Here is a 16102-nt window from a genome sequence, read left to right as displayed (position 1 = left end):
CATTATTATCAACAATTAAAAATAAAACGCTTTTTATCTCTATTTTTAGAATTTAACACCTAACTTAAATTATATTTATTATTATATGAAAATAAAAAAAGCCTTATATTTCACAAGGCCTTTCTATAAAAGATAAATAAATATGACTTAACTTACTGCTTAATAGCTTCAACTTGAATTTTTAATGTCATAGTATCAGCCATTCCTTCTTTAACCAAAAAGTCCACCCCCCAATCTGAGCGTTTAATGGTTGTTTCAAAATCCCCACCACAAACAGGGGCATTAAATACAGGGCTTTCATAACAATTAAATTTGGTTGTTGTTAATTTAACGGGTAGTGTTTTTCCTTTCATCGTTAATAACCCTTCTATGAATATGGGTTTATTATCTGAAAAATACCACTGAGTTGAAGAAAATTGAATCGTTGGGTATTTACCCGCTTCTAAGATATCCGCACTTTTAACATGATTGTCAAATGCCGTTAATCCTGTATTTAATGTTTTAACTGGAATAGAAACATTTATTTTTCCTATATTCTTTTCTGGGGAGTAGGTTAAGTCACCTTCAATTTCATAAAAGCCACCACTGTTGGTTGAAGTGCCAAAGTGATCAATATAAAACATGGCTTTAGTATGTGTTGGCTCAAGTTTATATTCACTAGCCTGTATTGTAGGCACAAATAATAATGAGGATAATATGGCAGGTAAAATAAATTTCATTATAACTTCCTAATATATTTTTCATAAGAGAATGCCTATAAAGAAAATACTTTATAGACATTTTTTAAACACAGAGAATACAAACTACAAAGAGAATCAAGAATAAATTAACGTTGAGAATCTAAGGCTTCATTATTTTTTAATACATCTTGAGCTTTGCTATAACTTTCAATTAATAGCTGATAAGCAGGGAAAATCTGAGTATACGCTTGCGCCCATTCTGCTGCATCAGCACGGTTCCATGTTTTTTGAATTTCAGAAGCAACTGCTGCGGTATCCATCGGTACTACACCCGCTTGAACGACGCGAGCTAAGGTAATTTCTTCCGCCATTTTACTGTAAGTACCTGATGCATCAATCACGGCAAAGACTTGATAACCTTCAGCAACGGCACTAATTGCAGGGAATGCCATACAAACACTGGTGATAGTACCGGCAATAATTAATTGTTTTTTGCCTGTTGCTTTAATTGCCTCAACAAATTCAGGGTTATCCCATGCATTAATTTCACCTTTACGGGCAATATATTTTGCATGTGGTGCATTTTGATGAATTTCAGGAATTAATGGGCCATTAGGACCTTGTGGTACGGATGCTGTGGTAATAACAGGTATATTAGCTAATGTTGCCATTTTTGCTAATACTGAGGCACGCGCTCGTAATTCAGTCATTGGCATATCACCAACCGTTTGAAATAAACCACTTTGATGATCAATTAATAACATCACCGCATCTTCTGGATTAATAACAGGACGTTGTCCATTAAAATTTGCTGGAGCACTCATTTATTTATACCTTTTAATAGATAAAGATTGATTATTAATAAGATTGAAGGGGAATATTAGAAGATAATATTTATCATCTTATTTCCCTGTCGTTTCAATAAACAATAATCAATTAATTAAAAGTGCGGTAGTGTCAATTATGATAAACACTATTCTAAAAATAGAACACTGAAATATTTTGTTATTGTTCTATTTTCAGAATAATGAAATCTATTTTTAGCACTACTTAAATAGATTAATCCCTCTAAAATAGAACCTATAGAAATCTTATAGGAACATCATTATGAAAAAAATTATTGGTATTTATAAAGCACCTCGTCAACATTGGGTAGGTGATGGCTTTCATGTTCGCTCACTTTTTAGTTATAGCAACCATGGTAAATATTTAAATCCATTTTTACTTTTAGATCGAGCAGGCCCTACGGATTTTCCTGCATCTCAAGGCCATAACCGTGGTGTAGGCGAACACCCTCACCGTGGATTTGAAACAGTGACTATTGTTTATAAAGGCGAAGTGGCACACCACGATTCAACCGGTGAAGGCGGCGTTATTGGCTCTGGTGATGTTCAATGGATGACCGCAGCATCAGGTATTTTGCATCAAGAATACCATTCAGATGCATTTACCAAAGAAGGCGGCGTATTAGATATGGTGCAATTGTGGGTTAATCTTCCATCTGAGGCTAAATCGGCACCAGCTGGCTATCAATTGCTAAAAGAAAGCGCGATCCCTGTACTTCCTTTAGCAGATAATGCCGGACAAATGCGCATTATTGCCGGTGATTATCACGACACACATGGCGCAGCAAAAACCTTTTCACCCGTTGACGTATGGGACATTCAATTAAAGAGTGCAAAATCGGCCACATTACCAACGAAAAAAGATCGTTATGTTGGCTTAGTAGTTTTACATGGTAGTGTTTATCTTGATAATCAAACCCAATTACACGCTGGCGATTTGGTCATTTTAGATAATGAAGGTGGCTCTGTTAATCTTGAAGCGATTGAAGATGCGGTTGTCTTATATCTCAGCGGTGAACCTATTAATGAACCTGTGGTGGGTTATGGCCCTTTTGTGATGAATAGCGAAGCACAAATCAAGCAAGCCATTGATGATTTTAACCAAGGTAAGTTTGGTCGCATTCCTAACGAGTAATACTTTCCTCAATACAGCATAAAACAATAAACATTCAAACGGCTCCCTTTTATATTTGGAGCCGTTTTTATATCAATATTACTCTTTCATTGGTGACATATTATCAGCCAGATATTCCAGCAATACTTGAATAGCCGGTAATAGCCCCTTTCTCGATGGATAAACTGCATGGATCACATCTTTAGGGAAACGCCAGCTTGGTAATACTTCAATTAAAGTCCCCTCTCGTAATTCTGTTTCAACCACGCTCAAGGGTAATCGAGTTATTCCCAATCCCTTTAATGTGGCTTTATAAAGTGTCAAAACATCGGTTGTGGCTAATTTAGGCGTCACATGCTGTGTAGAAATGGCACCATCTTCATGAGTGAGTGTAAGCGTATATTGTTGGGAATGTTCGCTATTGGCCAAAATAGGGTAATCTGCAAGTTGTTCGGGAGAACTCGGGATCTCTCGCCCTTGAAATAATAATGGGCTCGCAACTAACACTCGTCGAGAATAGCCTAGAATTTTCATTGTTAGCCCCGAATCATCTAGCGGCAAGGCTCTTACTCGTAAAGCAAGATCAAGACCTTCACTAATTACATCAACTGGCCGATTAATGGCTAATATCTGAATATGAATATCCGGATATTTTTCCATAAAATCGACCAAAATATTTTGAATATATATTTGTAATAATGCGACAGGACAAGAGAGCTTAATTGTACCATGTGGGTGCCCTTGTGCTGAACAAATGACCTCTTCAGCAATTTCAGCTTCTGCAACCACATTTTTACATTGTTGATAAAAAGTTTGCCCGATTTTAGTAACATGAAATTGCCGTGTAGAACGGTAAATCAAAGAGACATTGAGTTTTTGTTCTAAATCAGCAATACGGCGACTCAGCTTAGATTTAGGTATTCCTAATGTTTCAGCCGCTTGAGAAAAACTACCAAACTCAACGACTTTCACAAAATAGTAGAGGTCATTTAAATCATACTTCATTGTGTATCACCCATTAGGTTATCTTCAATATTTAGCTGAATTGTTTCAGGCATTGATATTATGGTAAAAATAATTGTAAATATTATTTACCATCATTCAACTATTGTTAATAACATTATAATCACATAGGTTAATAAAATAAAGCCGATCTAGAATAATAACATAATATCTAAAATCTCAATGACTTTAATATTATAAATGTGATACTGAATTAATTGACATACCATAATTAAATTTTATTTCCACCTATCATTGAAATTGTTTTTATTATTACCTTACTCTTACAATAATAAAATATTTTATAAAACAAAAGGATATATAATCACTTTGTATTTTAATAACGTTAAGTTACATAAAAAAATTTATTTTAAAAATAAGTTAATAAATAATTTTATTTTCATGACATCAGTCAATGAATATTTAATAATATGTTAATAAGATCATCCTTAATAAAAATACTTATTAGCTTTATTTTTACTTCCGATTATTTATTTAACCTGCAACCTAATGGAATAACCTGATGAACAAATTAACTCCATTACGACCCATACCAACATTAATCGCTGTCTCTATCACTCTGATTATCTGGTTTCTTATTCCCGTACCACAAGGCGTTGACCCTAATGCTTGGCACTTATTAGCTCTTTTTGTTGGTACTATCGCCGCCATTATTGGTAAAGCACTTCCTATCGGTGCTGTTTCTATTATTGCTATCGCATTAGTCGCTGTTACCGGTGTCACTAATCCTAATTCAACCAAAGCGGCTATCGGCGATGCTTTGAGTGGTTTTTCCAATGATCTTATCTGGTTAATTGGTATTTCCATTATGGTTTCTATGAGCCTAAATAAAACCGGTCTCGGTGCCAGAATTGGTTATTACTTTATTTCCTTGTTTGGTAAAAAAACAATTGGAATAGCCTACTCATTAGCGATTGCAGAAACAATACTCGCCCCCGTAACCCCAAGTAATACGGCACGAGGTGGGGGAATTATTCACCCTATTATGCGCTCAATTGCAGACAGTTTTAATTCTAAAGCAGAAGATGGTACAAGTGGAAAAATTGGACGTTATCTCTCTTTGGTTAACTACAATATAAATCCGATTACTTCAGCCATGTTTATTACAGCAACGGCACCTAATCCACTTATTGTGAGTTTAATTATTAGTGAAACAGATCCTACACATGAGCTTAGTTGGTCTATGTGGGCAATTGCCGCATTTGTACCTGCTATCGTTTCATTAATCTTGATGCCGATTGTTATTTATCTACTTTATAAACCTGAAATAACCCATACACCGAATGCACCTCATTTTGCTAACGAGCGTCTAGCACAATTAGGGCCTATTTCATTACCTGAAAAAATCACCTTAACGGTATTTGCCTTATTATTAATTATGTGGGCAGGTATACCTGCATTGTTATTTGGTGACGGATTTAGTGTAAATGCAACAACAGCCGCATTTATTGGCCTATCGGTTTTATTATGTACGGGTGTTTTAAATTGGGATGACATTTTAAAAAATAAAGGGGCATGGGATACCGTTGTTTGGTTCTCTGCTCTTGTAATGATGGCATCCTTCTTAGGAAAACTAGGATTAATTAAATGGTTGTCACTCAGTGTGGGGGCAAGTATTGACAGTATGGGGATTAGTTGGGTCAGTGGCATGATATTGCTGGTACTGATTTATGTTTATTCTCACTATTTCTTTGCCAGTACCACTGCTCATATTACCGCGATGTTTGCCGCGTTTTATGCTGCAGGTTTAGCACTTGGTGCACCACCAATGTTGTTAGGGCTTATTTTGGCGTTTTCATCTTCATTAATGATGTCATTGACACATTACGGCACAGGCACTGCGCCCATTATTTTCGGTTCTGGCTATGCCACATTGGGCGAATGGTGGAAAGCAGGCTTTGTGATGAGTGTGGTTAATCTTATTGTCTGGATAACCTTAGGTAGTTTATGGTGGAAAGTATTAGGTTATTGGTAAAGATTTTAAAAGAATAGAGTATTAAATAAAATACAAATATAAGATGCCTAACAATAGAACTAGGCATCTTATAGAGTTAACGCCAAATATCACTACTCGCGATAATAGACTCCGATTTATAATGATTTTTCTTATGATCTATTTTACCTTCACCCGTTATTTTTTTAACCTCATCAAAAAAATAACTTAAATCGAGATCAAAAAGATAAGATAATATATAGATACTTTCCGCATGAATATTAGATTCACCATTTTCAAAGCGAGATTGATGCTGTTGGCTTATTCCCAGCAATGCACCAAACTCACTTCCACTCATACTGTGTGTTTTTCTTAATTCTCGAATTTTAGCGCCAACTAATTTTGATATTTCTTTATTCATAACATCTCCGATAAAATAAAAATAATAATATCAAAAACAGACCTACTCTTTACTCATACAAAATATTAACTGTCGCAATTGAGTTTGCACTTCCTGGTGTTATTTTATTTCCTGTTTTTATATAACGTGCTTTCCAACCAAAAATGTAATCACCCGATGCGACTTGATTCTGTAAATTATTCTTGGTATTTAATTTAATAGGATTGTTGTTTTTATCTAATAACTGTATTCCAATACCTGTTGCTTGATTTGTTCCTGATAATTTTAATTTTCCCGTATTAACGTCTATATACCCAGCACTGCTAGTTACTGTTGCTTTGATATTTGTCCCAGCAGCACAACTTAATGTAATCGGAATATCCACATTTTTACTGACATCCCCAATATTTTTAAATTGAGTATCGTACCAAGTGCCTAAATTAACATTATAATTTGCTGATTTAGTGCTGCATTTTAAGGAGTTTATTTTTATTGCATTTAACGGTATAAATAATGATGTTAAATTCCAAGTACTATTTTTAGGTTTTGTATTATTCTGTACAGCTTTTGCAATCTCCCCCCATTGCAAACTTCCTGACTGAGTCACTCGGCCTGTTTTTATTATTCTAACTGTCCAAGAAGGCTCAAGAAATCTATACTTATTAGTAATACCTGTTCCCTCTTCAGACCACGTTGTATTTAAAGCGCCTATCTTATTAAAATAGACCTGTATTCCAATGCCTGGAATATTTGTCTGTGCTATCTTGTTTGCATTGGGTATCCATCCATTTGTATAACTTGCTGAAACTATAGCGTTACCACATTCTCCATCATTTCCTGAATAAGTAGTTATGGGTCCAGTTCTATAGCTAACTGTAAATTGTTCTAATAACCCAGTCCTCATATCATCATATTGAAGTGTATACACTTTATTAGGTATATTAGCTCGAATGTTTTTTAAATTCGGATTTTGAATACAGGCGGAAAAAGCATATGTAGAATAAAATAAAACCCCACCTAATAAAAAAATAGCTTTAGTGCTTATATGGCGCATATTTATCTCCTAAATTATCTATTATTTTAGTTTTCATCTCTTTTTTTTCTTCTTCATCTAAAATAAAAAATTGACTTAAACAAATATCAAAAGCACGAGCATATTGATAAAGTCTATCCAAACTAACTCTATTAATACCTCGTTCATATCTAGATTGCTGTTGTTGGCTGATACCAATTATTTCTGCCAACTCACTTAACGTGAGTCCATTCATAGTTCGATAATAAGCTATCTTTTTTCCAATTATTTTTGATGCTGGATAAATGTGACTCATTTCTTATTCTCTTTATTCGTCTTTAATTATAAAGAAGTGTAAATTCAAGATGGCTTCTAAATGAACCGACAGTGATATTACTTCCATAACCAATAATTCTTGCTGATAAAGGAAATTCAGCATTGTGCGTTTGTTGATTAATATTTGCAGTTAATTTATCATTATTTTTTATAATAACTTTATTGCTCTGTGTAGCTAAATTTAATGCTGTATTTTTAGCTGTGCCATTATTAATAAAATATTCAGAATGATTAGGATCAACTACTCCTTTTAATGTCATTGTGGCTTGACGTGTTGTTATTGGACAATTCTTTAATTTTATAGAAAAATTTACCCAGTCAGATTGTTGATTAGCTTTAATCTCTCTGACATTTATTTTCTTTAGATCAATTAAATAATTTTTTGTGTCTAATTCACAAGGTGATGCAATGACAGAACCATATACATTAATATTAACAATATTTCCTATTGCTAAAGGAGAACATAATAACGATAAAGATAATAGTATGATTTTCCACATAATCTTCCCCCTTACATATAAACAATGGTTGCTGTGATTTTTGCAGACACCGTACCTGGTGTCGCATTTCCAAGCTTACTAAATGCACGGGTTCTTAACGGAACATTCACTGACGACTGACCATTAACGGCTATATACAGTGATTTTTGATTACCTAACGGAATAAGACCATTGCTATTTTTATTTTGTAATTGCACCGCGATATTTTTTGCAGTCCCTTCATTTTTATATAAATTATTGCTATCAGCACTATCGGCTGTTCCAGAAAAAGTTAGCTTTACTTGATTTATTGTGGGTGAACAATTAACTAATTTAATTGTGAAATCATTCCACACCGAACTTGAATTTGTTGTATTAAATAAATTCGCAGGCATCTCTTTTAAATCAATATTAATATTACTTCCTCCTGATATATTGCAAGTTGCTGCTTTAATATTTCCAGAAAAATTGAGATTAACAGTGCTACCAGACAATGAAGGGAAACTTATCATTACTCCCATTATTAAAATAATCTTACTTATTACTTTTTTCATTTTACTTTCCTACACGTAGCAAATATCGGCAGCTATTAAAAAAATAACTGGGCTAAGCATATTTTAATTAAATTTACTGCTGACAAGTCACTGTAGTTTTATAGAGTCCTAAATAATCGAGGATATCTGATAAATCATAATTAACATGACATGTTTCATTATTGTATTTAATTGTAAAGTTTCCGCGTTCTTCTAATCCTGATAAATAAACCTCACCATCATTACCAACAATACTATTTAGTTGATTCTTATTTTCAAATATAGCCTGAGCACCAAATGGAACGGGTTTATTGTTTGCAAAATTGACAGTCATTAATACCCGATAGCCCACATTAGCAGAAAAATCAGCTTTAACTAAAGCACCTCGACTTGGTGAAATCGTTTGGCTCGTAAGCTCCATTTCTGTATTTTCAGGTAATATTGACGTATCTATTTCTAGGGTGTTTTTACGATACGGCGTGACATAAGGCACTAATGCATACCCAGTATTATTGGTTTCAACACCCGCTTGGTTTAATATCGTAATATTACCTGCATTTGGAATATCAACAATCGCTGCTGTTTCACCCAGTTGTTGTCCAAGGACTAGTCCTCCAGAGTGAGCAACTACGCTACCATTGACCCCGTAATAAAGATTATGGTTATCTTTACTATAGCTATACCCCCCAGTAATATCACCTAGTTGACCTTTATAGGATGCATTGATATTTCCAGAAGATCCTTGATCTTGGTTGGTAAATCCTTGTTGTGCACTCCAATTTAATCGATTATTGAGCTGAGAAGCAGAAATTCCTACACTCCCTGTACTTGCATTTTTATTACTACTATTAGCATTAAAGTTGTAATAAAAAGTATCTTCAAAGACATCAAAAGGAACACTTACTGAAAAAGCAAATAAATGCTCATTATCACTTTGTCTCTTTTCACCTGATACATAAGAGTAGCGATTAGTATTTTTATTATAGGTATAATTCATTCCATAGCTAACGCCTTGCCAGCTATTGTTATAACCTAAAGTAGCTGATTGTGTTTTTCTATTACTATTCCAATAATCTTCTTTTATATAACCTATCGCCAGAGAGCCATTTCCTTCACCTAAATATTGGTTAATCGTAATTTCAGCACGATTACGGCGACGTTCAGCTTCTGGAATATAATTGGTATTTCTAAAACTATCGAATACTTCGGATAAACTATAAAAACCACTGGTTGAATAACGATAACCCGCTAAAGCTATATTTGTTCCTATATCATTCAAGTTCTTATTATATCTAAAACGATAAGACTGCCCTTGTTGCTTAACTCCATCATTAAACGTTGAGCTGGCATGGGTGATATCGACAGAAACGGCACCAAAAACACCTAAATTTTTTCCTGCTCCCATAGAATAAGATTGATAATCTTGACTTAATTGACTACCACCATAAGTCGTTACACCATAAGGTAAACCATAAATTAATGTAAATTGTCCAAATTTAGTTTTGTCTACATTGTTATCATAGGAGCGGTATTCTCCCCCTGTCACACTGTAAGACAAATAACCTTCACGTTGTAAAACAGGTAAAGATGCAAAAGGAACGATTTGATGCTGCTCACTTCCATTCGATTCTTTAATCGTGACATATAAATCACCACTACTTCCTGTTGGGTATAAGTCATTAATTTCAAATGGTCCTGAAGCAACGTCTGCTTGATAAATAATATACCCATTCTGTTTGATAGTTATTTGAGCATTACTACGTGCAATTCCTCTTATTACTGGAGCATAACCTTTCAGACTTTCTGGATACATGTCATCATCTGTTGATAATTGAACCCCTCTAAATGGTACACTATCAAAAATAGCTGATTGAGAAACGCCATCCCCCATCATTAATTGACTTTTTATCTTATTAATATTTCTAGATAAATAAGTATAAACTGTATCCCACTTGCCTGATTGCCCATCTGTATTTGACCATGTGGTATAGTTACGAAAACGCCACGGTCCAAAATTAAATCCGGGTCTTAAATTTATATAATGTGATGTCGTATTAGAATGATTATCCTTGCGATCATCATTCTTAGAGCCGCTATAACTGTAATTTAATAAAAGTGCCGTTATTCCGTTATCTACACTATCTAAATCTATATAACCTCGCGGATTTTTAGATAAAGCTATTTGTGGAATACTTAAGTGTAATCTCTGTACATCAAATTCTAATTCACTTTTTGCTTCAGGTATTACAGATAAATCTACACAGTGTTTATTTTCAGCATTTAAATTGGGGTATTCAATTGTTTTTATACCAAAATCGTTAAGATCCTGTATCGATAAACAAGGCGTAAGTTGATTGTTTTTGTTTTTTTCAAACTTAATGTTTTTAGTTAATATTAAGTTAGTATTAACATAAATATCAACATAATAGTGTCCTTCTAATTGCTCGTTATTCTCGAAAGAAGATAAATCAATAATATCTTCACCTGATAATTCAAGAAAATCAGGGTCGAAATAAAGATTATTTAAATCATTTTTTTCTGCATACGATAAAGCCGTATAGCCTAAATATAAAATTAGGCTAATACATACTTTGCTAATTTTCATATTAAAACCTAAATTTATAATTTATTATATTTTCACTTCGGATAAATTCACACTAGCACCATAATCATTAATTACTTCCCAATTTATCGTACCATGTTCATTATTATTATTTATATCAAACGATTTTATTGAAAAAGGTTCGACATAAGAAACATCATTTACTGTTTCTCCATTAAATTTAATTGTTTGAAAATTAAAGAAGTAAGGCGTTGGATTATTAACATTAATTTTGCTTCCAACTTTTGACCATATTAATTTTTTCTGTTCTTCTTCAAAATTAACCTTTTTAAATTTATCAGGTCTATAAATTAGTTTCATTTGTGTTTTAAATGCAATTTGTAACGAATTTTCTGTTTTTTCTGTTGCAGGTATTGTTTTTATATTTAACCAAAAAAGAGATTCTTGATTGCTGGGTAAATTTCCTTCTGTTAAAAAGATCCGCAATGTATTCGCTTTATCTGGGTTTAACCTAAATAAAGGCGGTGTAATGGTAAATTTTGACTGTTTATTTTCATCAGCATCATCTATCCACGATTGAATCAAATAAGGAATTTCGTCTGGGTTTTCAACATTAATACTAACGTTCTTATTTCCTTCAGTATAAATAACCCTCGTTCCACTAATGATAACGCCTGCATGCACTTCATGAATAAAAAAAAACATAGAAATAAAAAGTAAAATAATAGATTTCATATTATCACCAGAATATTTAATAATAAGGTTTAAGTCCCTTTAAACCTTAAGTTATATTTAATTGATTTTAATTATAATTAATAGTAAATGTTGCATTGCCATTAGCTAAACCTGCTGTAACAGAATCTGTTTTCGCAATATAACGTGCTCTAAAATCTAAATTATTTTCAGTTCCTTCTTTTAATGGATAGGCTTTAGATGCCGTAAATAAAGGAACAACAACATTTGTATCATCTGTAATTTGAATACCCACACCTGTCGCTACACCTGATTCTTTTTTTAGCGCAATAACACTGTCATCACCTAAATAAGAGTCCGCATCAAATTTAACAGATGCTGTAGTAACTGTTTTAGGACAATTAATTAATTTAATAGTAAACTTAGTTGCAGCCGCAGTACTTCCTGTACTTGGTAATGCTGTTTTAGATACTTTACCTAAATTAACTTTTAAAGCATCAGAACCCGCCGCCAATTCACAAGCGTTATCTATAATTTCCCCTGTAAAATCAATAGTACCATCTGCTGCTAATACATTATTAGCGACAAAAATAGACGCTGCAGCAATTAATGTTGCAAGTAAATTTTTTCTCATTTTTTTCTCCAATTAATTTTTATTAAATACACTAAATTAATCAAAATAAATTAATTAACTCAGTATGTGAGTATTATCTAATTGTTTTTTACAATAAACAAGTTTTGGTTATAGCGGTATAATATACTTAAATATATTTATAATTAGAATTTTAAACCGCGGCGACTCATTATTAGTTAAGCTATAAATTTTATATTTAATTAAATTTACTTTTCATACTTTGAAACAGAGTTGTTAAATCAAAATAAAAGTTAAACACTCTTTTTTTATAATAAAAAATTTTTTATCTTATTTTCTAACTCATAATGTGTTAATTAAAAAAAACATTATTTTTATTGTATAAAGTAAGCTGTTTTTTCATTCTAATCGACTACTTTGGAAACTTAATGTACGTTTTTTAAACGGAATTTCTTTTAACTTATCAGTTACATTTTCACTTTCTATCCCTAAAAATATTGCATTTAAAATATATGATTTATTTTTTACATAAAAAAAGAGCAAGGTTTCCCTTGCTCTGATTTAATATCGGAGTGTTTTATTTAAATATTTTATAAATCGTTAATAATGTAATTAAATTTAAAGTAATTTTCAATTTAATTAATCGGCAACATTCTTATCTGGCATATAAGAACCAATATTGTAGGCTTCTAACTTTGGTGCTTTATCAGAATTAAGATCAAAATTAAATATTGTTATTGTTCCGGGTGTTGCTGGTAATAAAAATTCAGGTGATAAGTTTAAAAATACCTTACATGCTGCTCGGATTACGCCACTGTGGACAACTGCAAGTAAATCACTGTCCTCTTTATGTACCCACCCTTGTAATGCCGCACCTATACGATCACAAAAATCAAACCAATTTTCACCTTTCGGTGGCGTATATGTGCCAGCTCGCCAGTTTTTGTATTTATCTGCATGATGTCTTATTAGTTCAGGTTTTCGTTGTCCTGTCCATTCGCCCATATTTAATTCACGCAATAATGGTTCTTTTACGGCTTCAGGGTGACCAACAATTTCCGCTGTTTGTACTGTTCGTCCTAAATCTGACGTAATAATCCGAGTTGGTGATAATAAATTAATACTCTCTTTTATTGCCATTGCTTGATTAACACCTTTCGGTGATAAACACGAGTTAGCATGTCCTTGTAAGCGTGATTCCATATTCCATAAGGTTTCGCCGTGTCTTAATAAAATCAGTCTCATTATTATTCCTTAATCTAATGGTTTAAAGACCATATCCGAGAATTTGGAACCAAGTGAATATCGCAATAGAAATTACCGTTGCACCAACAAAGCAGGTAATTAATCCATATTTCATTTGCTCTAACACACTGAAATAACCACTTGAAAAATAGATAGTATTTACTTTTGAATGTGGTGGTAAAGTAATGGTATAAGTCAGTGTAAATGACGCAGCTAATGCCAATGTGACAGGATCCATATCTAAGGTTTTGGCAAGTGCAATAATGGCTGGGATTAATATGGTTGTTTTTACTGTTTTACTGGTAAAAATCAAATGGCTATACATACAAATAAAGACAACCACAATATAAACCATCGTCGAACTCATATTTTCGAGTCCAAGTCCATAAACCATTTTACCAATTAACCATTGTGCGCCTTGTGTAGATTCTAAAGTATTACCAGCCGCATAGGCACCTGCTGCAAATATCATAAGATCCCATTTGATATTGGCTTCATTCCACGTTAATAAACCAATACGAGGCATTAAGCAGAGAATGGCAGCAATAACAGCCGTCATATAAACACTAATTTTGAAACTAAACATTTCTTGGTGATAACTTTCTGTTGCCCATAAGAACACCGCCATTAAAAAGATATACATGGCTTTTTTCTCATTTTTTGTTAATGCACCAAGTTGAGAACGTTCTTTTTTTAATTTTTCCAGTGAACCTTCAAAATCAACTTCACCTTTAAAAGAAAATAGTTTTAATCCAATAAAAAAGGAGAGTGTCATACCAACAATGGCTAATGGAAAAGAGGCAATTAGCCAATCCATATACCCAATAGAGCCTCCCGCTTGTGAGTTAATAAAACCAACCGCAATAATATTGGCCGCCGTTCCAGTCATTACACCAGATGTAGCTAAGGCATCAGCTTGCACACCTTGCAACATCATTAATTTCCCATAATTACTTTTTCCAGGAATTGCCTTATGTATCTCTAATAAGATCATACAAATAGGCACCATTAATGTAGCGCGGGCGGTCGTTGAAGGTACAAAGAAAACTAAACTGAAATTAATTAATATAAGAACAAATAATGCTTTTTTCGGTGTCTGACCAAACTTGGTGATCATCCACAGAGCAAAACGTCTAGCAATATTCGATTTGATCATGGCAGATGTTAAAACAAATGCTGAAACCATCAGCCATATAACGTCATACCCTAATGTACCGAAAACGACTTTTTCTTTTGCAACAGTGCCCGTGATTGGAAGTAAAACAATCACTAGCATTGATGTTAAGTAAATAGGTAAAGAACCACACACCCATAAAATTAATGCTGCACAAAAAATGGCAATGGCTTTTTGCCCTTCAATACTTAATCCATCGGGTGTTGGCATAAAAAATAAAACGAGCAATACCAATAAAGCTAAAGGTATTCCTATTGTTTTTAACGTTATTTTATTACTGTTTTGTTTTGGTGATAATGGCGCTGGTTTAGCGATGTTATCCCGCTTCGCAGTCTTTTCCATAACCGATTCCTCTTAATATGTAGGGGTAGGAAATTCAGTATAGAAATATTGAGGTATAAAGATAATTGTATTAATATATTATAACTATAAAAATAATTTATGGTGTTGATATGAATTTAAGCCAACTTGATGCTTTTTTACTACTTGCCAACGGTTTTAATGTCACTGAAACGGCTGAGCGTCTATTCTGCACACAACCCAGTGTCAGTATTAAAATCAGAAAACTAGAAGAAGAATTGCAAACAACGTTGTTTGAAAGGATTAATAATCGGCTTTATTTAACTCCCCAAGGTAAGGTGTATCAGCAGTACGCAACTCAGATTATTAATTTAGTGAAATCCTCTTCTGAGCATATGCGACAATTTGATGATCCCTCCAAAGGTGAAATTAAGTTTGGCGCTAGTCATTTTGTTGGCGTTTACCTATTACCTCAAATCATGGCGCAGTTTAGAGAGCAATATCCTGATGTGAAATTAAGCATGGATATTTCAAGTTCAACCCAACTTATCCGTAAGCTTGATACCCAAGAATTAGAATTTTTGATCATGTCAGATCATATCTATTTAGATCCGACGGAATATCATCTTGATACCTTTCTTATCGATCCCTTAGTGCTTATTTGTTCACCTGAACATTGGTTGGCAAAAAAGAAACATTGCAGATTTTCTGATATTACATCAGAAGTTTTTCTGATCAAACCCGAACACTCTGCTACCCGTGATTTTTTATTAGACAGGATCAAAGAAAATAATAAAGAACTCAAAAATGTGATGGAAATAAATAGTTTAGAAGGAATAAAACAGGGTGTTATTCATGGTTTAGGGATCTCAATTTTATCTCGTTTGTCTATCATGCAAGAATTAAAATCTGGTCTTTTATGTGAAATTGCATTTGATGATATTCAATTTAGCCGAGGTATTCGTTACTTTTATCATAAAGAAAAATATATCTCTCCAGCTACTAAGAATTTTTTATCTGTCTTACAATCTCAAGCACAAATTTTAACGAAAGATATTAATAAATAAATTTATTGGCTAAATTCTTAACCCTAGTATTTTAAGGGTATCGGCGTATCAATATCCTCATTAAATCGTTATTATACTCGCGTTTCTCCCTTTCTATTTACTATTGTTTAAAA

The 16102-nt window shown here is 33.2% G+C and carries 16 protein-coding genes; 3 read left to right on the top strand and 13 right to left on the bottom strand.

Annotated elements, in window-relative coordinates:
• Positions 1-152: 152 nt before the first annotated feature.
• Together INT04_RS12200 and INT04_RS12195 are read right to left on the bottom strand one after the other, a co-directional pair.
• The gene (locus INT04_RS12200) at positions 153-719 is read right to left on the bottom strand and encodes a YceI family protein (protein WP_193016403.1); all 567 of its coding nucleotides are present in this window, start codon (positions 717-719) and stop codon (positions 153-155) included.
• A gap of 107 nt (positions 720-826) precedes the next feature.
• A complete protein-coding gene (locus INT04_RS12195) occupies positions 827-1504 on the bottom strand; it encodes a hydrolase (protein ID WP_193016402.1) in 678 nt (225 codons plus the stop codon).
• A 283-nt stretch (positions 1505-1787) separates the two neighbouring features.
• Here INT04_RS12195 and INT04_RS12190 point away from each other — a divergent pair, with 283 nt between their 5' ends.
• Positions 1788-2660: a pirin family protein gene (locus INT04_RS12190; RefSeq protein ID WP_193016401.1), complete on the top strand. Its 873-nt coding sequence runs from the start codon at positions 1788-1790 to the stop codon at positions 2658-2660.
• Between the two features lie 78 nt (positions 2661-2738).
• On the opposite strand, the gene INT04_RS12185 is transcribed toward INT04_RS12190, so the two are convergent.
• Entirely contained in the window at positions 2739-3644 is a 906-nt protein-coding gene (locus INT04_RS12185; RefSeq protein WP_193016400.1) for a LysR substrate-binding domain-containing protein, read from the bottom strand.
• Between the two features lie 520 nt (positions 3645-4164).
• Here INT04_RS12185 and INT04_RS12180 point away from each other — a divergent pair.
• Positions 4165-5637 (top strand): DASS family sodium-coupled anion symporter, encoded by a 1473-nt coding sequence (locus INT04_RS12180; protein WP_193016399.1) that lies wholly within the window; start codon positions 4165-4167, stop codon positions 5635-5637.
• Positions 5638-5713: 76 nt separating this feature from the next.
• Here INT04_RS12180 and INT04_RS12175 read toward each other — a convergent pair whose 3' ends face one another.
• The 10 genes from INT04_RS12175 to INT04_RS12130 form a co-directional block, all read right to left on the bottom strand.
• Positions 5714-6016, bottom strand: a complete 303-nt coding sequence (locus INT04_RS12175) for a helix-turn-helix domain-containing protein (protein ID WP_193016398.1) — start codon at positions 6014-6016, stop codon at positions 5714-5716.
• A gap of 49 nt (positions 6017-6065) precedes the next feature.
• The gene (locus INT04_RS12170; protein WP_193016397.1) at positions 6066-7049 is read right to left on the bottom strand and encodes a fimbrial protein; all 984 of its coding nucleotides are present in this window, start codon (positions 7047-7049) and stop codon (positions 6066-6068) included.
• Positions 7030-7323, bottom strand: a complete 294-nt coding sequence (locus tag INT04_RS12165; RefSeq protein ID WP_193016396.1) for a helix-turn-helix domain-containing protein — start codon at positions 7321-7323, stop codon at positions 7030-7032. Before INT04_RS12165 ends, INT04_RS12170 begins: the two co-directional genes overlap by 20 nt.
• A 22-nt stretch (positions 7324-7345) precedes the next feature.
• Complete coding sequence (locus tag INT04_RS12160) at positions 7346-7843, bottom strand: fimbrial protein (protein WP_193016395.1); 498 nt, start codon at positions 7841-7843, stop codon at positions 7346-7348.
• Positions 7844-7854: 11 nt separating this feature from the next.
• Positions 7855-8376, bottom strand: a complete 522-nt coding sequence (locus INT04_RS12155) for a fimbrial protein (RefSeq protein WP_193016394.1) — start codon at positions 8374-8376, stop codon at positions 7855-7857.
• Positions 8377-8449: 73 nt separating this feature from the next.
• On the bottom strand, positions 8450-10960 hold the full coding sequence (locus INT04_RS12150) for a fimbria/pilus outer membrane usher protein (RefSeq protein ID WP_193016393.1): 2511 nt from the start codon (positions 10958-10960) through the stop codon (positions 8450-8452).
• Positions 10961-10984: 24 nt separating this feature from the next.
• Entirely contained in the window at positions 10985-11653 is a 669-nt protein-coding gene (locus INT04_RS12145; protein WP_193016392.1) for a molecular chaperone, read from the bottom strand.
• Positions 11654-11720: 67 nt separating this feature from the next.
• Positions 11721-12245, bottom strand: a complete 525-nt coding sequence (locus tag INT04_RS12140) for a fimbrial protein (protein WP_193016391.1) — start codon at positions 12243-12245, stop codon at positions 11721-11723.
• Between the two features lie 597 nt (positions 12246-12842).
• Positions 12843-13448 carry a histidine phosphatase family protein gene (locus INT04_RS12135; protein ID WP_193016390.1) on the bottom strand — a complete coding sequence of 202 codons (606 nt, stop codon included), beginning with the start codon at positions 13446-13448 and terminating at the stop codon, positions 12843-12845.
• 22 nt (positions 13449-13470) lie between these two features.
• On the bottom strand, positions 13471-14964 hold the full coding sequence (locus tag INT04_RS12130; RefSeq protein ID WP_226894091.1) for an SLC13 family permease: 1494 nt from the start codon (positions 14962-14964) through the stop codon (positions 13471-13473).
• Between the two features lie 110 nt (positions 14965-15074).
• Here INT04_RS12130 and INT04_RS12125 point away from each other — a divergent pair, with 110 nt between their 5' ends.
• Positions 15075-15989 carry a LysR family transcriptional regulator gene (locus tag INT04_RS12125; RefSeq protein ID WP_193016389.1) on the top strand — a complete coding sequence of 305 codons (915 nt, stop codon included), beginning with the start codon at positions 15075-15077 and terminating at the stop codon, positions 15987-15989.
• Positions 15990-16102 lie beyond the last annotated feature (113 nt).

This window comes from Proteus sp. FME41 (genome assembly GCF_014897315.1).
Taxonomy (GTDB): Bacteria; Pseudomonadota; Gammaproteobacteria; order Enterobacterales; family Enterobacteriaceae; genus Proteus.
This window is presented reverse-complemented; position numbering and strand designations above follow the sequence as displayed.